General features: G+C 62.9%; 16 protein-coding genes. 12 read left to right on the top strand and 4 right to left on the bottom strand.

Annotation, left to right across the window (positions count from 1 at the left end; genetic code table 11):
* Positions 1-27: 27 nt before the first annotated feature.
* The gene (locus C8C92_RS09090) at positions 28-357 is read left to right on the top strand and encodes a hypothetical protein (RefSeq protein WP_116743588.1); all 330 of its coding nucleotides are present in this window, start codon (positions 28-30) and stop codon (positions 355-357) included.
* Positions 358-459: 102 nt separating this feature from the next.
* Here C8C92_RS09090 and C8C92_RS09085 read toward each other — a convergent pair whose 3' ends face one another.
* The 3 genes from C8C92_RS09085 to C8C92_RS09075 all read right to left on the bottom strand — a co-directional run bounded on the left by C8C92_RS09085 (position 460) and on the right by C8C92_RS09075 (position 5522).
* The gene (locus tag C8C92_RS09085; RefSeq protein ID WP_116743587.1) at positions 460-3681 is read right to left on the bottom strand and encodes an efflux RND transporter permease subunit; all 3222 of its coding nucleotides are present in this window, start codon (positions 3679-3681) and stop codon (positions 460-462) included.
* 3 nt (positions 3682-3684) lie between these two features.
* Positions 3685-4857 carry an efflux RND transporter periplasmic adaptor subunit gene (locus tag C8C92_RS09080; protein WP_099760142.1) on the bottom strand — a complete coding sequence of 391 codons (1173 nt, stop codon included), beginning with the start codon at positions 4855-4857 and terminating at the stop codon, positions 3685-3687.
* Between the two features lie 239 nt (positions 4858-5096).
* The gene (locus tag C8C92_RS09075; protein ID WP_071078753.1) at positions 5097-5522 is read right to left on the bottom strand and encodes a divergent PAP2 family protein; all 426 of its coding nucleotides are present in this window, start codon (positions 5520-5522) and stop codon (positions 5097-5099) included.
* A 234-nt stretch (positions 5523-5756) separates the two neighbouring features.
* Between C8C92_RS09075 and C8C92_RS09070 the strand changes: the two genes are divergently transcribed.
* From C8C92_RS09070 to C8C92_RS09020, 11 genes are all read left to right on the top strand, one after another.
* The gene (locus C8C92_RS09070) at positions 5757-6839 is read left to right on the top strand and encodes a DUF475 domain-containing protein (protein WP_099760143.1); all 1083 of its coding nucleotides are present in this window, start codon (positions 5757-5759) and stop codon (positions 6837-6839) included.
* A gap of 100 nt (positions 6840-6939) precedes the next feature.
* Positions 6940-7515 carry a TerD family protein gene (locus C8C92_RS09065; RefSeq protein ID WP_116743586.1) on the top strand — a complete coding sequence of 192 codons (576 nt, stop codon included), beginning with the start codon at positions 6940-6942 and terminating at the stop codon, positions 7513-7515.
* Positions 7516-7579: 64 nt separating this feature from the next.
* Positions 7580-8296 carry a TIGR00266 family protein gene (locus C8C92_RS09060; protein ID WP_116743585.1) on the top strand — a complete coding sequence of 239 codons (717 nt, stop codon included), beginning with the start codon at positions 7580-7582 and terminating at the stop codon, positions 8294-8296.
* Positions 8297-8538: 242 nt separating this feature from the next.
* A complete protein-coding gene (locus C8C92_RS09055) occupies positions 8539-9576 on the top strand; it encodes an ATP-grasp domain-containing protein (RefSeq protein ID WP_116743584.1) in 1038 nt (345 codons plus the stop codon).
* The gene (locus C8C92_RS09050) at positions 9573-10730 is read left to right on the top strand and encodes a phosphoribosyltransferase domain-containing protein (RefSeq protein ID WP_116743583.1); all 1158 of its coding nucleotides are present in this window, start codon (positions 9573-9575) and stop codon (positions 10728-10730) included. Before C8C92_RS09055 ends, C8C92_RS09050 begins: the two co-directional genes overlap by 4 nt.
* A complete protein-coding gene (locus tag C8C92_RS09045; protein ID WP_116743582.1) occupies positions 10708-11460 on the top strand; it encodes an HAD family hydrolase in 753 nt (250 codons plus the stop codon). The genes C8C92_RS09050 and C8C92_RS09045 overlap by 23 nt, the downstream gene beginning before the upstream one ends.
* Positions 11457-12563, top strand: a complete 1107-nt coding sequence (locus tag C8C92_RS09040) for a cysteine protease StiP family protein (RefSeq protein ID WP_116743581.1) — start codon at positions 11457-11459, stop codon at positions 12561-12563. The genes C8C92_RS09045 and C8C92_RS09040 overlap by 4 nt, the downstream gene beginning before the upstream one ends.
* Positions 12556-13542 carry an HpcH/HpaI aldolase/citrate lyase family protein gene (locus tag C8C92_RS09035; RefSeq protein ID WP_116743580.1) on the top strand — a complete coding sequence of 329 codons (987 nt, stop codon included), beginning with the start codon at positions 12556-12558 and terminating at the stop codon, positions 13540-13542. The genes C8C92_RS09040 and C8C92_RS09035 overlap by 8 nt, the downstream gene beginning before the upstream one ends.
* Positions 13539-14774, top strand: a complete 1236-nt coding sequence (locus tag C8C92_RS09030; RefSeq protein WP_116743579.1) for a TerD family protein — start codon at positions 13539-13541, stop codon at positions 14772-14774. Before C8C92_RS09035 ends, C8C92_RS09030 begins: the two co-directional genes overlap by 4 nt.
* Positions 14775-14807: 33 nt before the next feature.
* Positions 14808-15182: a hypothetical protein gene (locus C8C92_RS09025; RefSeq protein WP_099760150.1), complete on the top strand. Its 375-nt coding sequence runs from the start codon at positions 14808-14810 to the stop codon at positions 15180-15182.
* A gap of 222 nt (positions 15183-15404) precedes the next feature.
* Positions 15405-16358: a hypothetical protein gene (locus C8C92_RS09020; protein ID WP_116743578.1), complete on the top strand. Its 954-nt coding sequence runs from the start codon at positions 15405-15407 to the stop codon at positions 16356-16358.
* An 82-nt stretch (positions 16359-16440) separates the two neighbouring features.
* Here C8C92_RS09020 and C8C92_RS09015 read toward each other — a convergent pair whose 3' ends face one another.
* Entirely contained in the window at positions 16441-18876 is a 2436-nt protein-coding gene (locus tag C8C92_RS09015) for a hypothetical protein (protein ID WP_116743577.1), read from the bottom strand.
* Positions 18877-18950 lie beyond the last annotated feature (74 nt).

Here is an 18950-nt window from a genome sequence, read left to right as displayed (position 1 = left end):
ACAGTCTTCCACTGAAAAGGAACAATCATGACGGCTCCACTCCTGACCACCAGCAAGCTCGTCCTCGGTAGCGCCATCGTCTGTGCGCTGCTGGGCGGTTGCAACAAACACAGCGACACCAGCACCACCGCCACGCCCGCTGCCACTGCGCCGGCAACGCCGCCCGCCACCAGCGGCACGTCCGGCACCACAGGCACGACCAACCCGGACACCACCACGCCGGCCACGCCAGGCATGACACCGGGCACCACCACCAATCCCGATGGCACGACCACGCCGCCATCGACCACGCCGCCGAACAACGGCACTCCACCGGGAACAGGCACAGGCACCACGCCGCCACCGCGCAACAGCTAGCGCACACCGGTCCGCAGCGTCAACTGACAGGCAAAAAAAGAGCCTTCCGAGGAAGGCTCTTGAAATACCACGGCGCAGCGCAAGCTGCGCCTTGGCCCGGTACTATTTTTGCAGGCTGACCGACGCCGCTTTCGGCGTACGGCGTCCCATCAGGAACAGCACGGCCTTTTTCAGCATGCGGTAGACGAAGCGCACCATCAGCAAGGTCAGCACGCATTCGAGCAAGGTCAATATCATGGCCACGATCACGGGCATGCGCGCGGCGCGGCGGTGGAACTTGGCCACGGCGCCATCGCGGGCGATTTCGATGCTGTCATAGAAGGTCGGCACGACCAGCAGGGTCAGAATCGTCGAGGTGATGGTACCGCCGATGATGGCGATCGCCAATGGACGGTAGAACTCGCCGCCCTCGCCCAAGCCCAGCGCCACGGGGAACATGCCGGCGATCAGCGCAAACGTCGTCATCAGGATGGGGCGCAGACGCATGCGGCCCGCATACATCAGCGCGTCCTCGCGGCCATGGCCCTCTTCCTCGCGCTTGCGCGCCGCGTCCAGCAGCAGGATGGCGTTCTTGGCGACCAGCCCCATCAGCATGATGATGCCGATAAAGCTCATCAGGTTGAGGGTGTTATTGGTGATCACCAGCGCCACCACCACGCCGATCAGACTCAGCGGCAAGGACATCATCACGGCCACTGGCGCCGTGAAGGAACCAAACTGCATCACCAGGATCAAATACATCAGGCCGATACCCATCACCAGCGCGATCAGCATTTCCGTGAACAGCTCTTGCTGGTCCTGGCCGGCGCCACCGAGCGCCAGGCCGTAGCCGGGCGGGAAGTCGATGGAGTTGGCCAGTTTCATGGCGTCGCTCGTCACTTCACCGTTCGAGCGGCCTTGCGCATTGGCCGACACGGTGATCGTGCGCTTGCCATTCTTGTGCTCGATGCCGGACGGGCCCTTGCCCATGGTGATGGTGGCGATCTGGTCGAGCGGCACCATTTGCGACGTGCCCGTCACGCTGATCGGCAGGCGCTCGATGTTTTCCGATGCCACGCGGTCATCGGGATGCAGGCGCACGGCCACGTCGCGCGTTTCGCCCGTCGGATCGACCCAGTCGCCCACTTCCACGCCGGCAAACGCCACGCGCAGCGATTGCGCCGCATCATTGACGGAAATGCCCATCGAGTTGGCCAGGCCACGGTTGAGCTCAATCTGCAGCTCGTTCTTCGGGTCTTGCTCGGACAGGCCCACGTCGACGGCACCGGGAATGGCGCGCAGCTTATCCATGTAGGCGTTGGTAATTTCCATGAGTTTACGCGAATCCGGACCCGTGAATTCCACCTGGATGGGTTTTTGCGAACCATTGCTCAAGTCATCCTGCACCACGTATTCGGCGCCCACCAGACGCGACATCTTCTCGCGCAGCTCGACCGCGATTTCCTTGGCCGAACGCTTGCGGGTGTTGCGCTTGCCGATGTCGACATACACTCTTCCGCCGCCCGCATTGATGGAGCTGTTGGTATCCTTGGTTTCAGGCAAGGTGCGCGCCAGCACGGCCGCCGCTTCCAGTTTCAGACGCGAATACTCGATGCTGCTCGACGATGGCGTGCGCACATTGATCATCAGATTGCCCGAATCGGATGCCGGCAGGAAACTCGTGCCGCCATGCGTGGCGTGCAGGGCAATGGCGCCCACCAGGCTGCCGAAGGCGATGACGGCCATCCAGCGGCGGTGATGCAAGGCCCAGGCGATCACGCGGCCATAGCGGTCCGCCTGGTGGTCGAACCAGTGGTTGAATTTCTCCAGCACGCGGCCGATGCCCTTTTTCGGCGCCGCATGTTCCTCGACCGGGTCGCCCCAGTAAGCCGACAGCATGGGGTCGAGCGTAAACGAGATGCCCAGGCTGACCAGCACCGAGCACGTCACCGTCAAGGCAAACGGACGGAACCACTCGCCAGATATACCAGGCATGAAGGCCACGGGAATGAAGACGGCGATGATGGAGAACGTCGTGGCGGCCACGGCCATGCCGATCTCGGCCGTGCCTTCCAGCGCAGCCGTACGGCGATCCTTGCCCATCTGCATGTGGCGCACGATGTTTTCGCGCACCACGATGGCGTCATCGATCAGCACGCCGATGGCCAGCGACAGGCCCAGCAGGGTCATGAAGTTCAGGGTAAAGCCGCACAGCCACACGGCAATGAAGGCGGCAATCACGGATGTCGGCAGGCTCAGCGCCGTGATCAGGGTCGAACGCCACGAGTTCAGGAAGGCGTAGACGACGAAAATCGTCAGCACGGCGCCCAGCACCAGCGATTCGATCACGTTGTTCAGGCTATGCTGGGCGTTTTCGCCGCCGTCGCGCGTCACTTGCAGGATCGTGCCTTTCGGCAAGGTCTTATTGATTTCCGCCACCATGTCGCGGATCTTGTTGGCCACGCTGACGGTGGAGGCGTCGCGCACGCGGGTAATCGATATGCCCACGTTGGGCTTGCCGCTGCGCATGCTCAGGCTGTTGACTTCGGCAAAGCCATCCACGATGGTGGCCACTTGCGCCAGGCGCACGATTTCCTCGCCGCGGCGCTTGATCACCACTTTTTCGAAGTCGCTTGGCGACTCGATGCGGCCCACCAGGCGGATGCTTTTCTCGTCCAGAATGCCGCGCACCTTGCCCACCGGGGCATTCGTGTTCTGGTTGCGCAAGGCGGTGACGACGTCGCTGACGGACACATTGTATTCACGCAATTTTTCCGCGCGCAGCAGCACGGACAGCTCGCGCTTCAGCGAACCGCCCACATTGACCAGCGCCACGCCATCGACGGTGCGGAATCGGTCCGACAGCACGTCCTCGGCCAGGCGCGAAATTTCCGCGTGGCTTTGCGTATTCGACGACAGCGCCAGTTGCATGATCGGTTCGGCAGCCGGGTCGATGCGCTGCAGGATAGGCTCGCGCATTTCCGTCGGCAACTTGTAGCGCACGGCGGCAATCGCATTGCGGATATTGTCGGACGCTTCGATCAAATTGGAATTGAACGAGAACTTCAGGAAGATGGTGGCCGAACCTTCATTCGAATCGCTGTTGACCTCGGTCACGCCGGAAATGCTTTGCAAGGACTTTTCCAGGCGGTTCACCACTTCGCGCTCGACCGTATCGGGCGATGCGCCAGGGTAAGGAATGCTGACGACGATGAAAGGCACTTCAACGTCCGGATTCTGGTTGACGCGCAATTTCTTGAGCGCCAGCAAGCCGACGCACATCATCGCCAGGATCAGAACGATGGTGGCGGTGGGCCGCTTGATACTGAAATCGGAAAGGAACATGGCTTAGTTTCCTTTACCGGCAACGGCGGTGCTGCTGCTGGCCACGGCGGCAGCGGGCACGGCCTTGGCTGCCGTCAATTCCACCTTCTGCCCATCCTTGAAGGTCGAACCGGGCGTGCGCAGCACGGTATCGCCGCTGGCCAGGCCGCTTTGCACTTCCCACTGGCCCGTGCGCACATCGCGCGCGCCGATGCGCAGTGTGACTTTATGCAGAGCTTTATCCTTGACCTTCCACGTGTACGTGACGTCGCCCGCCTTCACCAGCGCCGAGTCGGGAATCATCAACGCGCTGATGCTGTCCGTCTCGATGCGCCCTTCCGCATACAGGCCGGCCACGCGCGGTTGTTCCTTGTCGTTGAAATCGACCAGCACGGCCACCTGGCGCGTGACGGCATTGGCAGCAGGATCGACACGGCGCACCTTGCCCGCGAAATCCTGGCCCGGATACCCATTGATGCGGAACAGCACGGGCTGGCCCACCTTGACGACACCGATCTTGTCGGCCGACACCAGGCCTTCCAGACGCATGCTGGTCGGATCGATGACCTTAATCAATTCCTTGCCGATTTGCGCCGTATCGCCATTCGATACCTTGCGCTCGCTCACGATGCCGTCGAACGGCGCGCGCACGAGGGTGCGCTGCAGTTGCTGGCGGGCCTGGGCGGCGCGGCTTTTCGCGGCGGACAGATCGCTTTGCGCATTGTTGCGGCGAATTTCCGCGTCTTCCAGCGCCTGCGTCGAGGTCATGCCCGAGGCGCGCAGGGTTTTCATGCGCTGGAACATGCGTTCGGACTGTTCCAGCACCTGGCTGGCGGCACGGCTGGCTTCCTCGGCCGAATTGAGGCTGTCGCGAATGGACGTTTCATCCAGGCGCACCAGTACATCGCCCCGCTTGACGACTTCACCATTTTCCTTCATGACCTGGATTACTACAGCCGACACTTCGGCGCGCAAGTCCGCGTTGCGCTCCGGTTGCACGGAACCGGTGATGACGGGCCCCGAGGCCAGTGCATTGCTCTGGATGGTCAGCAAGTCTTCCGGGGAGACCAGCAAATTGACGGCGGCGCCCGCCTGTTCCTTGGCTCCTTTGTCACCCTTGCCGGGATCTTTGGACTCTTTGCCGCAGGCGGTCAGGGCGGAAGCGATTGCCAGAACAAACAGGGTTTTGCGCAACATGGGTAATTCTCCGGATAGATAGCACCGCTACCGTCCCCACGGCCCGGATAGGGCTGCAGGCGTTAGCAAGCATTTATTTTTATTTAAACCACAAGCGCCAAAGTATCCATGAGCGTGTCCGGGCATGTCAATCGGCCGTTTCCTGTAATGCTTTAATCAATGGATGAAACGTAGTTTTTACGCCCTGAAACGCAAAACCCCGCCTTGAAGCGGGGTTTTGCGTTTCAGGGAAAGCGGGCTTAGCGGCTAAAAACGGTGTTGATCAGGAAGCCGATCGCCACGCCCGTGCACAGGCCACCGGCGATTTCCACCAGGGTATGGCCCATGCGCTCGCGCAAGGTCTTGTGCGCGGCGCTGGCCGCTTCCCCGGCCAGGCGGTTGATGGCCGCCGCCTGCTTGCCCACGTGCTGGCGCAGGCTGTTGGCGTCGATGATGACGATGAAGGCCAGGGTCACAGCCACACCGAAGGCGGGGTGCCCGATGCCTTCGCGCAAGGCGATCAACGTTGCCATGCTGGACACGACGGCACTGTGGTTGCTGGGAAAGCCGCCATTGCCGACCAGGCCGAACGCCCATTGCCGCGTGCGGACACTGTTGATCAGAAATTTGATCGGTCCGACCAGGATCCAGGCGATCAGGGGCGTGACGAGGTAAGCGATATCCACGAGAATTCCTTCTTTTATATGTAGAGAGTGTGTCTGGAGAGACGGGCGCGCCGCAATTATCGCAGATCATCCGCGCCAGCAGAACTGTCTGGCGTCAGACTATAAAACGCGGCCCCGGGCGGCAACTAATATAAAATCATGGCATATACAACAATTGACGTGTATCAACACTGAGTGCGGCGCGCACAGCGGCGCGGATAATCAAACGTCTTTCACACTTGCAACGGGGTCCTCATGCGGCATTTCAGAATTTCCTTTTTAGTCACTTTTATCCTGATGGCGGTGTCAGGCTGGTGGGGTTACAGCCATGGCGGCATGCCCGGCCTGATCAATGCCCTGTGGATCACGGGCGTGCTGGGCATCATGGAAGTGTCGCTGTCGTTCGACAATGCCGTGGTGAATGCCTCGGTCTTGCGTCACTGGAATGAATTCTGGCAAAAACTGTTTTTGACGGTCGGTATCCTCGTGGCCGTCTTCGGCATGCGGCTGCTGTTCCCGCTGGTCATCGTTTCCGTCGCCACGGGCCTGGGCCTGGTCGATGTCTGGACCATGGCCACCACCACGCCGGACGTGTATGCCAAGCACCTGACGGACAACCATGCGCAAGTGGCAGCCTTCGGCGGCGCCTTTTTGCTGCTGGTGTTCCTGAACTTCCTGTTCGACGATGAAAAAGAATTGCACTGGCTGGGCTGGGCAGAGGAAAAAGTCAACGCGCTGGGCACCGAAAGCCTGGCCGTGCTGATCACCATGGGCGCCGTGGCGGCCTGCGTGGCGATGGGCCCTGCGGATGAAAAATACAGCGTGCTTGCTGCCGGCATCGTCGGCATCGCCGTCTACATCGGCGTCAACTGGATCAGCGGCTTGCTGGAAGAAGGCGAACCGGACTTGCAGGATGACGCAGAAGAAGGCGCCGCGCCAGCCAAAAGCGGCAATGGCGACCTGGTCAAAACGGTCGCGCGCGGCAGCATCGGCGGCTTCCTGTACCTGGAAGTGCTGGATGCCTCGTTCAGCTTTGACGGCGTGATCGGCGCCTTTGCCATCACCAACGACGTCGTCATCATCATGCTGGGCCTGGCCATCGGCGCCATGTTCGTGCGCTCGATGACGGTCTTCCTCGTGCACAAGGGCACCCTGGACGAATTCGTCTACCTCGAGCACGGCGCCCATTATGCGATCGGCATCCTGGCCTTGATCATGCTGGCGTCCGTCAAGTACCATATTCCGGAGTGGTTCACGGGCCTGTCGGGCGTGGCCTTCATCCTGGTCTCGCTGTGGTCATCCCTGCGTTATCGCAAACGGCACGCGGCACAAGCTTGAAATCGGGGGTTGCGCCCCCAGTTATGAGAGTAATGGCACGAGCGCCTTGCGCTCATCCCATGAAGGAATGTTTGAGTTTAATTACTAAAAGGAGCACCACATGGCAATCAGTTTGCAAAAAGGCGGCAACGTCAACCTGAGCAAGGAAGCACCGAACCTGAAGAAGATCATCGTCGGCCTCGGCTGGGATCCTCGTTCGACGGATGGCGCCACCTTCGACCTTGACGGTAGTGCTTTCCTCCTGAAAAGCGACGGCAAAGTCCGTGGCGACTCTGACTTCATCTTCTACAACAACCTGAAGTCGACCGACGGTTCCGTCGTCCACACGGGCGACAACACCACGGGCGAAGGCGATGGCGACGATGAGCGCATCGAAATCGACCTGTCGCGCGTACCAGCCGACATCGACCGCGTCAGCATCACTGTCACCATTCACGACGCCGACGCGCGCCGCCAGAACTTCGGCATGGTCTCGAAAGCCTTCATCCGCTGCCTGAACGCGGAAGGCGAAAAAGAAATCGCCCGCTACGACCTGTCCGAAGACAGCTCGACGGAAACGGCGATGATCTTTGGCGAAATCTACCGCTACAACGGCGAATGGAAGTTCAAGGCCATCGGCCAGGGCTTCAACGGCGGCCTGGGCCCTCTGGCCCGTTCGTTCGGCGTCAACGCTTGATTTTTTCATGAGCTAAACGCAGCCGCCTGAATATCCTCAGGCGGCTTTTTTTTGGAGATTTATCATGCCAGTATTTAGTGTCACGGGCGACGTCGATCCCTTCCTCCACGTCAGCATGAAGCAGGGCGAAACCATCTATTGCGAATCGGATGCGATGGTGATGATGGAAACGGCGCTGGACTTGAAAGGCAAGATGACGGGCGGCTTGGGCAGCGCCATCATGCGTCGCTTCGCGAATGGCGAATCGTTCTTCCAGCAGCACATCGAAGCGGTGCGCGGCAGCGGCGACTGCCTGCTCTCGCCCACCCTGCCGGGCGCCATCGAGGTGGTCGACGTGGGCGCGCGCCAGTACCTGCTCAACGACGGCGCCTTTGTCGCCGCCACCTCGGGCACGGAAATGAAGGTGCGCACGCAGAGCCTCGGCAACGCGCTGTTCGCCCAGTCGGGCGGCTTCTTCGTCATGGAGACGGCCGGCACGGGGCAAGTGGTGGTGTCGGGCTTCGGCTCCATGTTCCAGCTCGACGTCGAGCCGGGCAAGGATGTCGTGATCGACAATTCCCACGTGGTGTGCTGGGACAATAGCCTGAAATACGAGATTTCCGTGACCACGGGCGGCGGCTCGGGCGGCGGCGGCATCGGCGGCTTCCTCGGCAATATCGTCAATAGCGTCACCAGCGGAGAAGGCATCGTGCTGCGCTTTTCCGGCTCGGGCAAGGTCTTCATCTGCTCGCGCAACCGCGACGCCTTTTTAAAATGGACGGCCAGCGGCAAAGCTAGTTAGAGGCACCTGACCAAACCTACTGCGCGTCGGCATAGGCGGCCTGCGATGCTCACCGTACTTGAGTACGGTTGCGCTTCTCGGCCACCTCTTCCTTCCGCTCGCTACGGTTTTGTCAGGCGCTGTTAGTTTGCTGCTCAACGTTATAGTTCAAAAAAATCTAAGGCCAGGTTAAGTCTGGCCGTTTAGAATTCCCGCGCGCGCACCTGCGCGCGGCTTCCCCTATTTTCACCCGGTCCCCGTACATGCAAAGAGTCTGGTTCAACAAAACATTTTCCTCGGTCGGCACGGCCATGCGCCTGATCCGCGAGGCCGACATGGCCGCCACTGGCGGTGTGCCGCGCTATCACATCGTGTGCAGCAATACGAACGCGCACGCGGCAGCCTTCTTGTCGGCCCACGAATACGCGGTCGAACCGTCGGGACTGACGGGCCACAACTATGTCGAGTGGTGCCTGGAATTTTGCCGCGAACGGGGCATCACGATTTTCTGGCCCGGCAAGGAAGCGGGCCTGATCGGCAGCGCCAGCGCGCGCTTCGCCGCCCTCGGCACGCGCGTGCTCAGCGTGGCCACCGAAGAGGTACTGGACCTGATGCACGACAAGGCACGCTTCTGCGACGGCCTCGATCTGCCCATGGCGCGCCCGGCCGACTACCGCGCAGTCACCACCATCGAAGAATACGACGCCGCCTGGGCCGAGCTGCGCCCGCTGCATCGCAAGCTGTGCATCAAGCCGTCCGAATCCGTGTATGCCCTGGGCTTTGCCATACTCGATGAAGAGCGCAGCAGCGCCCAGCTGCTGCTGGCCGGTGCCGCCTACCAGGTCAATGCGCAAGAGCTGCGCAGCGGCCTGGCGCAGATGGCAACGTTCAAGACCCTGCTGCTGATGGAATACCTCGATGGCCACGAATACAGCACCGACTGCGTCGCCGACCAGGGCAAGCTGATTTGCGCCGTGCCGCGCAAGAAGCTGCACGGGGGCGGCAGCGGCCAGTTGATCGAACTGCGCGACGACTTGCTGGCCGCCTGCGACAAACTGGCGCGCGACTACCGCCTCAATGGCGTCTTCAACGTCCAGTTCCGCGAAGGCGCGAACGGCCTGGCCTTGTTGGAGATTAACCCGCGCATGTCGGGCGGCATCGGCATGGCGTGCGCGGCGGGTCCCAACCTGCCCTACCTGGCGCTGGCCGGCTTCGACCAGGGCTTTGACAAGCTCAGCGTGCCCGCCATCCACGAAGGCATGCGCGTGGGCGAAGCCGCCTACGCCGTGGAGCTGCCATGAAAAGCGTCAGGAAGCAGATGCCCACGGGTGAGCTGACCCTGAAAGTGGACGAGGCGCGCTTTCCGCTGGACTGGCTGATCGGCTTTGCCGCACGCGCCAACGCCAAGCGCGGCTTCCTGTTCCTGTCCAAGGTGCTGGGCAAGCACTGGCCCGTCACGCCGCGCGCCATGCAAGCCATCCACGACGACCTGGCCGCGCAAATCCCCCCCAGCCTGCCCGGCCCCGTGGTCTTCATCGCCATGGCGGAAACGGCCGTCGGCCTGGGCCAGGGCGTGTTCGAGGCGTGGCTGCGCGCCAACCCGAATGGAAAAGCGCTGTTTTTGCACAGCTCGCGCTACCGCGTGGGCAGCGTGCCCTTCTTCGAGTTCGAGGAATCGCACAGCCACGCGCCGCGCCAGTTTTTGCATTTATCGGACGCGGCCAGCGCGCTGTTTTCCACCGCGCGCAGCCTGGTGCTGATCGACGATGAAGCGTCGACCGGTAACACCTTCGCCAACCTGGTGCAAGTGTGCCGCGCGCGCTATCCGCAGCTGGAAAAGCTGCACCTGGGCGTGATCACCAATTTCATGGGCCAGGCCGCCAACGCGGGTCTCACGCAGCGTTTCGGCCTGCCCACCACCATAGGCGCGGCGCTGTCCGGCCACTACGCCTTCCAGGCCGGCGATGCGCCCGCGCCGGTAGCGGCCAGCGCGCAGCGCTTCGAAGCGAATGCGGAACGCGGCGCCAGCCCCGCCTTCGGGCGCATCGGCGTGGGCCGCGCCTTGACCCCGCCGCAAGGCCTGGCGGTGCAACTGGCGCAGGAAATCGGCGCCGGCGACTCCGTGCTGGTGCTGGGCACGGGCGAATTCATGCACCCGTCGTTCCTGCTCGCGCGCGAACTGGAAAGCCTGGGCAAGAACGTGGTCGTGCAATCGACCACGCGCTCGCCCATCCTGTCGTGGGGCTCCGTCGGCCATATCGTCCACTGCGACGACAATTACGGCGAAGGCATCGCCAATTACCTGTACAACGTGGCGCCTGGCCAGTACCAGCACGTTTTCATCTGCCATGAAACGCCGGCCAGCCCGGCCCTCATGCAACTCGCCGGCCAGTTGAATGGCCGCCTGTTCCACTTTCAGTCAGAGACCAAAATTGAAGAAATTCCTGTTTGTTGATCTGGACGACACACTGTTCCAGACCCCGAAAAAATGCCCGGGCGAGACCGACCTGCAAGCGGCCGCCTATTTGAAAAATGGCGACGCCTGCTCGTTTACGACGGCGCGCCAGCGCGCCTTCTTTGAATTCGCGCAAAGCGGCATGACCCTGATCCCCGCCACGGCGAGAAATGGCGACGCGTTTCGCCGAGTCGACCTGCCGTTTACCAGCTACAGCGTGCTCGATTACGGCGGCATCGTGCTGCAGCCGGGCGGCGCGCTCGACGCTGGCTGGCTGGCCCTGATGCAAAGCGACATGCAGACGGCGCTGCCCGGCCTGCAGGACGCCATGCGCATCATCGACGATTTCCAGATCAAGACGGGCATGCCCTCGCGCGCGCGCCTGATCGAGGATTACAACACGCCGTTCTACATCGTCGTCAAGGACCATGAAGCGCGCGGCGAACGCCTGGCCGACATCGAAGAGCAAGTGCTGCAGCAGTGGATCGCCACCGAAGGTTCGGACTACTTCATCCACCGCAACGGCAACAACCTGGCCGTGCTGCCGAAGACCCTGAACAAGGCGCGCGCCGTGGCTTACCTGCGCGCGGAGCTGGAAGCCGAACATGGCCCCATTCTCAGCTTCGGCATGGGCGACAGCCGTTCGGACGCGCGTTTCATGGCAGCCTGCGATTACGCCATCATCCCCAACGGCACCCAGCTGGCGGCACTCACGGTGGCGGTGCTATGACCGACAGCACACAGCATTTCAGCGGCAGCTACCGCCAGGAAGACGTGGAGTTTTTGCTCACGCCGATGGCGCTCGAACCGATCCTCGATCTGGCCGAAAAAGAGCGCTTGATCCAGTCCGGCCAGCGCCACTACAGCGAGATGCTGTCGCCAGAGTCCCTGCCCTCGCCCGCCTACCTGTCCCTGTTCCAGAGTGCATTCGCGGCCAACCGCCTGCAGATGGCGCGCGACTGCCTGCGCCTGGCGGCGCTGATCGCGGCGCGCCGCACTGACGCCATCACGCTGGTGTCGCTGGCGCGCGCCGGCACGCCAGTGGGCGTCATCCTCGGGCACTTGCTGCGCCAGGTATTCCAGCGTGAGTGCAGCCATTATTCTGTCTCCATCATCCGCGACCGCGGCATCGATGCCAATGCCCTCAAGTACATCCTGGCGCAGGGCCACAGTGACGCCTCCATCGTCTTCGTCGACGGCTGGACGGGCAAAGGCGTGATTTCGCGCGAACTGCGCCAGACCGTCAATGATTTCAACGCGGCCAATGGCACGGCCATCGACGGCGGCCTGTTCGTGCTGGCCGACCTGGCCGGCACGGCCGCCTGCGCCGCCTCGGCCAGCGACTACCTGATCCCGTCGAGCATTTTGAACGCCACCGTCTCGGGCCTGGTCAGCCGCTCCGTGCTCAATGATGCCATCGGCCCCGACGACTTCCACGGCTGCGTGTACTACGCGCAGTTCGAAGCGCACGACCAGTCGCGCGATTTCGCCGACGGCCTGGTGGCCGACGCCACGGCGATCGCCGCCAGCAGCGGCGTCCCGCTGGCCGAAGCGAGCGATGCGCCAGCCATGGCGGCGCGCTCGCAAGCCTACATGGCCGCCGCGCAGCAGGAATACGGCATCAGCGACATCAACCTGATCAAGCCCGGCATCGGCGAAGCGACGCGCGTGCTGCTGCGCCGCGTGCCCGAGCGCCTGATCGTGCGCGACACGAATGCGCCGGACGTGGCACATTTGCTGCTTCTGGCGCAGGAAAAAGCCATACCCGTCATAGTAGAACCGGCGCTGCCCTACCAGGCGGTCGCCCTTATCAGGAGCGCAGTCGATGGATAACAACTCCCTACACCCACAAAGTGAGCATAAAGCGGCGCTGGGCGCCTCCATGTATGTGCCGACCACGCACAAGGACTTGCTGGCGATCGCCAATGGCGACAAATTCAGCCATTTGCGCTCGGTCATTCTTTGCACCGAAGACGCCATCGCGGAACGCGACCTCAGCTACGCGCTGTTCAATTTGTCGCTGGCGCTGCAAAACATGTGCGACGAGTCCGATACCTTGCGCTTCGTGCGCGTGCGTAATCTCGAAGTACTGGCGCGCGTGCTGGCCATGCCCGGCGCCGACAAATTGAGCGGCTTCGTGCTGCCGAAATCCACGCGCCACAATTTCGCCGCGTATTTTGAGCTGGTGCGCCACACGCACCACTTGCTGATGCCGACGCTGGAAACGGCGGAAGTGTTCGACGACGAGGAAATGAAGCAGTTCCGCATCATTTTGTCGGCGCCGGAAGTGCGGCGCCGCATCCTGGCCCTGCGCATCGGCGGCAACGACTTATTGGCCCTGCTGGGACTGCGCCGCCCCACCAGCGGCACCATCTATCAAACGCCGCTGGGCCAGGTCATCGGCCGCCTGGTGACCATCTTCAAGCCGCACGGCTTCCAGCTGACGGCGCCCGTCTTCGAGCACCTGTCGCAGGGCAGCTGGCTCGATGCCGAAGTGGCGCAGGACATGGCGCACGGCATGATCGCCAAGACGGCCATCCACCCGGACCAGGTGCCGCAAATCGAGCGCCACTACCAGGTGGCGCAGTCGGACATCGAACTGGCGCTGCGCATCATCGACCCGGATAGCCCGGCCGTGTTCCGCATGCAGGAATCGATGTGTGAAGTGGCGACCCACTCAAGCTGGGCGCAGCGCATCATCGAACAGGCGCGCCTGTTCGGCATCCGCCATGTGGCCGACGCGGCACCGGCGCACCTGCCGACTATCTCATTGACTCAACTCTCAAGCGACGAAGGGATTGCACGACCATGACCAATTTCACACGCGGACAAAAAGGCAAACTGGCTGACCTGGGCTTGAATGGCCCGTTTGCCGTCACGCTCGATATCGTTTCGGGTTCGATGGAAGTGGACGTCAGCTGCTTCGGCGTCGATGCGGCCGGCAAGCTGTCGGACGACCGCTACATGGTATTCTTCAACCAGAAAAGCGCGCCGGACAACGCCATCACGGTGGACTTGAACGGCCCCCGTTCCGTGTTCCAAATCGACCTTTCCCGTCTGCCCGCCTCGATCGACAAGCTGGTCTTCACGGCGGCGACGGAGCAGGGCAGCATGCGCGCGCTGGGCAACTCCAGCATGGCGCTGGGCCAGGCAGCCACGTTTGCCTTCACGGGCAATGACTTCCAGGACGAAAAAGCCGTCATCATCGGCGAGCTGTATCGCCGCGACGGCAGCTGGCGCTTCGGCGCCGTGGGCCAGGGTTTTGCGGGCGGCCTGGCGGCGCTGCTGAAACACTTTGGCGGCAGCGAAGCGGGGGCATCGTCCCCTGCTCCCGTGTCCACGCCAGCAGCGCCACCGCCACCGGCGAATAAAATCTCGCTGTCGAAAATCCGCCTGGAAAAACGCGGCGACAAAATCTCGCTCGACAAGCGCGACAGCGGCGGCTATGGCCGCATCAAGGTCAACCTGAACTGGAACCAGAACGCGTCGCAAGGCCAGGCGCCGGCCTCGAAGCTGGACACGGGCTTCCTGGGCAAGCTGTTCAACAAGCCGGCCAGCCGTTCGGGCGGCATCGACCTCGATATCGGCTGCCTGTTCGAAATGAGCAATGGCAGCAAGAGCGCCGTGCAAGCCTTGGGCAACAGCTGGGGCGCCTACGACCGTCCGCCGTACATTCACCTGGAAGGCGACGACCGCACGGGCAGCATCAGCAGCGGCGAAAACATCTTCATCAACGGCACCCATTTCGACCAGATCAAGCGCGTGCTCGTGTATGCCTTCATCTACGAAGGCGTGCCAAACTGGGCCGCCACCGATGGCATGGTGACGATCGAGATCCCCGGCCAGCCGACCGTGGAAGTACGCCTCGACAGCGACAGCCAGCACGCCATGTGCGCCATCGCCATGCTGGAAAACCACGGTGGCAACCTGCAGGTGACAAAACTGGTGGAATACTTCGGCGGCCAAGGTAAAATCACGGCGCACCAGGCCATGGACGAAAGATATAACTTTGGCCTCAACTGGAAAGCCGGCCGGAAAGACTAACTCTTTCTCCAACTAAACAATTCACCCCCAACCATGACCCCTACGACCAAAAAAGTCACCTTCGCCTTCGTCATCTTCCTCGTGGCCGGCTTCCTGCTGCTGGCCGCGTACACGTGGATGGCCCTCAGCTTCTCGTACTCGGAAGGCGAACGGGCGGGCTACCTGCAAAAGTTCTCCAAGCGGGGCTGGATTTGCAAGACATGGGAGGGTGAATTGCTGCTGACGGCGCTGCCGGGCACCATCCCGGAAAAATTCCAGTTCAGCGTGCGCGATGAAGAAGTGGCGAAGCAACTGACGGCTGCCGCCGGCAAGCGCATCCTCGTCACCTACAGCCAGCACAAGGGCGTGCCGACGCAATGCTTCGGCGAGACCGAATATTTTGCCGAAAAAGTCGTCTTGAGCCAGTAACACCACAATTCAGCACCCTCGCGCCGGCCAGCCCTTCCAGGCCGGCGCCTCCCTCCCGCCTCATCATTGGCGCGCATCACACATTCCCGCTTTCTTATACACTTGTGACAAGTTCTGGCCAATACAGTTCATAAATGTAGTCAATGTGCAAGATTCTTGCTCAATCGCATGACACTGCGCCAGCCTATCGTTAGGGTGTATTCACCCGTCACTGGAAACCGCATGCGCATACCATTTACCGTCCTGGCCCTGCTGGCCGCCTCGCTCACCCCGTCCGCCCAGGCACAGGATATCTCCGGCATGGCCGGCGCCCTGAAAGTCAGTTCGACCAATGAGCGCACCTTTGTCGGCGCCATCAGCTACACGCAGCCGGTAGGCAATTACAATGCGGTAAGCCTGTCGTATATCAACGAAGGCCACCCGGAAGACCATCACCGCGACGGCATGGCGGGCCAAGTCTGGCTGCGCACGAAAAAAGTGGAGCAGGGCCTGATGCTGGGCGCCGGCGTGGGCCGCTACTTCTTCTTCGACACGGCCAAGACGGATGAAGCGCCGCACAATTTCGACAATGACCATGGCTGGGGTTCCATCGTCAGCCTGCAGGCACGCTGGCAGTTCGACAATCGCTGGTATGCGCAAGCGCAGCTCAACCGCATCCGCCCCAGCGGCAAGGACAACACCACGCACCTGCTGATCGGCGCCGGCTACCGCTATGACGGCGTGCCGGGCGCCAAGCTGCACTTGCAGAACTGGGCGCACGACGACACCTTGACCTTATCGACCGGGCACACCATCGTCAACAGCTTGCGCTCCGAATCCTCGCGCCCGTTCACCTTGGAATACCGGCGCGCAGCGGGAAAATACGTGGACTGGACGGTCACCGCCCTCGATGAAGGCAATGCCGACCTGGCGCACCGGCGCGGCGTGGCCACCCAGCTGTGGCTGATCCGTTCACTCAATGAAAAGGTGGAATTCGGCATGGGTGGCGGTCCCTACCTGGCGTGGGATGCGCGCGATACCCAGGGCCACGGCACGCGCCTGACAGGCTTGCTGTCAGCCACAGCCCGCTACCACTTCGACCGCCGCTGGGTGGCGCAAGTGGCGTGGAACCGGGTCATCACCGATTATCACCGCGATGCGGATGTGATTTTGGTGGGGGTGGGACGGAAGTTTTAATGGAAATACAGACGCAACCCAAACCTGGGACTGGGGTCGGACCTTAAGGTCCGACCCCGGCTGTTATCGGGTTCTCAGACTCTCAGCGCGAACGCCAGACGGCACCGACATCATTCGGCTGCGTCAATCTCTCGATCACTTCGCGCGTCAAACTGGCCGAGCTGACTTGTTCGGCTTTTGCGCGGGCGGCGCTCAAGGAGCTGGAAAAGACCGTTTGCGGCTGCTCCAGGCTGGCGCGCAGGGCAGCCAGTTCGCGCTCTTGCTGCTGCGCGCGCGCCGTGTCCTGTTCCAGCAATTGCTGCCTGGCGGCGGCCATCGCGCGCGTGGTCTCGGCGGCCTTGCGCTGCAGGGCAGCATGCGCCTGGGCGCTGGCCAGCAACGCTTGCTGCGCGGCGAGTTTTTCGCTGGCGGCCTGCTGCGCGACCCGTTCCAGCTGCTCGCGCTGGCGCATGGCGTCGAGCGCCTGCTGTTCCATGGCGGCGCGTGTTTCGGCGGCCGCCGTTGCCTGCTTTTCCACTTCCAGGCGACCGGCGATGGCTTGCGAGGCGCGCTCTTCGGCGCTGCTGGTCTGGCGTTGCTGTACCAGTTTTTGCGCGATCAAGGCCAGCGACTCGCGTTCGGCGGCGACGAAATCACGCTCGGATGCCAGCAGCGCGTCGGCCGCTTGCGCCTTGTCTTCTTCCACGCGGGCGCGCTCGCTATGCACTTGTCCCAGTTCCACGGCCAGGCGCGCCTGCGCCTGCACCGCTTGCGCGGCAGCCGCTTTCTGCTCGCCTTCGACCAGCGCCTGGTCCATCAGGATGCGAATGGCGTCGGCTTCCTTTTGCGCCGCTTCCCGCAAGGCCTGTTCGGCAGCGTGCTGGCCGCGCAGCAGTTCGGCTTGCGCGTCTTCTGCGGCGATGCGTTCCTGCGCCGCGTGACACGCCAGCGCTTCCGCTTCGAGTTTCTCTTTCAAGGCGGCCAGGGCGGCTTGTTCGGCGCCCAGACGCTCCTGCTCAGCTTGCAGCAATTGCTCCGCCTGCCGGACTTTTTCCTGCGCCAGTTGCGACGCCTGCGCCTGCGCAGCCAACGTCGCATTGCCGGCATCGACCGCGGCCTGCTCGGCATCATTCTGGCTGGCCGCCAGTTCCGACGCCTGGCGCGCCTGTTCGGCGCGTTCGTGCGCCAGGCTGACGGCGCGCTGCTGCTCTTCCAGTTCGCGCGCAGCTGCCACGGCGGCTGCCTGCTCGGCCGCTTCGCGCGCCTTGGTCTGTTCCAGTGCGGCCGTTTCCGCTTCCAGCTTGGCGTGGCCAGCGATTTCCGCATCCTGTTCGGCCGCTACGCGGGCCAGCGCCACGGCGCGCAGCTGGCGGTCCACCTCGATGCGCGCCTCGGTGGCGGCCAGGATGCGCACGTCGGCATCGCGGCGCGCCTGCGCGCTGGCCACGGCGACCATTTCCAGGCGCTCGCGGTGAATGGCCGCGTCGCGCAATTCCTTTTCCGTCTGCAGGCGCAAACGCAGCGATTGGGCCGCATGGCGTTCCGATTCCGCCTGCGCCAGGGCGATGGCTTCGCGTTCCTGCTCCAGGTGCGCCAGCGCGCGCGCTTCTTCCAGGGCGCGCACTTCGGCGGCGGCGCGGTTGAAGGCCGATTCCAGCGCGATCTGGTCGGCGCGCTCGCGCTGCACCGTCAAGTCCAGCGCTTCGCTTTCCGCTTCGGCCAGCATCTGCGCCGTCTGGCGCGCACCGTGCGCATGGCGCTCGCGTTCACGCGCCAGCACGGCGACTCTGGCGTCGGCCGAGGCGATGCCCACCATTTCTTCCTTGGCCGCCTGCACGGCGGCGACGCGCTCGACGGCTTGCAGGCGCGCCTGCTCCGTCTGCACCTGCAATTCTTCGGCGGCGCGGGCGGCCTGCTCGGCCAGTTCCGACTGCACCGCCACTTGCTCGCAGGCGCGCAAGCGGCTTTCCTGTTCCGCGCGCGAACGCTGTTCGGCGGCCAGGCGGATGGCATTGTCGGACTCCACGCGCGCGCGCAGTTCGGCCGTCTCCTGCTTGACCGCTTCCAGACGGGCCACGCTGGCTTGCGCGGCGGCGCGCATGGTATCGAGACGTTCGCGGTTGGCGGCAATCGCTTCTTCGGCTGCCTGCGCATTTTGCTGTGCTGCGGCAGCGGCGGCCGCGTCGATGGCGGCGCGGTCCTCGGCCAGCGAGCGCACGCGCGCCTCGGCCAGCGCGCGGCTTTCGGCGGCGCAGGTGGCCTTCGCTTCCGCTTCCACGCGGGCAATCGCCTCGTGGATGGCTTTCAATTCCATTTTCTGGCGTTCGGCGGTGGGCGCCTTGCTGTCGGTGTCAGTTGCCGGCTCGGCTTGCGGTTCGGTGTGCAATTCGGGCGCGATGGCGACTGCCGGTGCTTCCGCCTTGCGCTCCAGGTCCTTGAAATCATGCAGCGAGACCATGCTGTCCTGGTCGAACTCATCGTCGGCGGAGTACGCGACGGTGAGGGAGGCGGCCTGGCGCGGATTTTGCTGTGCTTGCATGATTTCTCGCTTATTCGGGTGAATTCTTTTGCTTATGGGAATTTATTAACACCATTATCGAGTAAGCGCCTGCA

The organism is Janthinobacterium sp. 78 (assembly GCF_003096775.1).
In the GTDB taxonomy this organism is placed as follows: Bacteria; Pseudomonadota; Gammaproteobacteria; order Burkholderiales; family Burkholderiaceae_D; genus Janthinobacterium; species Janthinobacterium tructae.
Note: the sequence above shows the minus strand (reverse complement) of the source record. Positions and strands in the feature narration are given on the sequence as shown.

Coding starts and splice junctions, on each gene's coding strand:
- C8C92_RS09090 (WP_116743588.1), top strand. CDS start 28: ATGACGGCTCCACTCCTGACCACCAGCAAGCTCGTCCTCGGTAGCGCC.
- C8C92_RS09085 (WP_116743587.1), bottom strand. CDS start 3,681: ATGTTCCTTTCCGATTTCAGTATCAAGCGGCCCACCGCCACCATCGTT.
- C8C92_RS09080 (WP_099760142.1), bottom strand. CDS start 4,857: ATGTTGCGCAAAACCCTGTTTGTTCTGGCAATCGCTTCCGCCCTGACC.
- C8C92_RS09070 (WP_099760143.1), top strand. CDS start 5,757: ATGCGGCATTTCAGAATTTCCTTTTTAGTCACTTTTATCCTGATGGCG.
- C8C92_RS09065 (WP_116743586.1), top strand. CDS start 6,940: ATGGCAATCAGTTTGCAAAAAGGCGGCAACGTCAACCTGAGCAAGGAA.
- C8C92_RS09060 (WP_116743585.1), top strand. CDS start 7,580: ATGCCAGTATTTAGTGTCACGGGCGACGTCGATCCCTTCCTCCACGTC.
- C8C92_RS09055 (WP_116743584.1), top strand. CDS start 8,539: ATGCAAAGAGTCTGGTTCAACAAAACATTTTCCTCGGTCGGCACGGCC.
- C8C92_RS09050 (WP_116743583.1), top strand. CDS start 9,573: ATGAAAAGCGTCAGGAAGCAGATGCCCACGGGTGAGCTGACCCTGAAA.
- C8C92_RS09040 (WP_116743581.1), top strand. CDS start 11,457: ATGACCGACAGCACACAGCATTTCAGCGGCAGCTACCGCCAGGAAGAC.
- C8C92_RS09035 (WP_116743580.1), top strand. CDS start 12,556: ATGGATAACAACTCCCTACACCCACAAAGTGAGCATAAAGCGGCGCTG.
- C8C92_RS09030 (WP_116743579.1), top strand. CDS start 13,539: ATGACCAATTTCACACGCGGACAAAAAGGCAAACTGGCTGACCTGGGC.
- C8C92_RS09025 (WP_099760150.1), top strand. CDS start 14,808: ATGACCCCTACGACCAAAAAAGTCACCTTCGCCTTCGTCATCTTCCTC.
- C8C92_RS09020 (WP_116743578.1), top strand. CDS start 15,405: ATGCGCATACCATTTACCGTCCTGGCCCTGCTGGCCGCCTCGCTCACC.
- C8C92_RS09015 (WP_116743577.1), bottom strand. CDS start 18,876: ATGCAAGCACAGCAAAATCCGCGCCAGGCCGCCTCCCTCACCGTCGCG.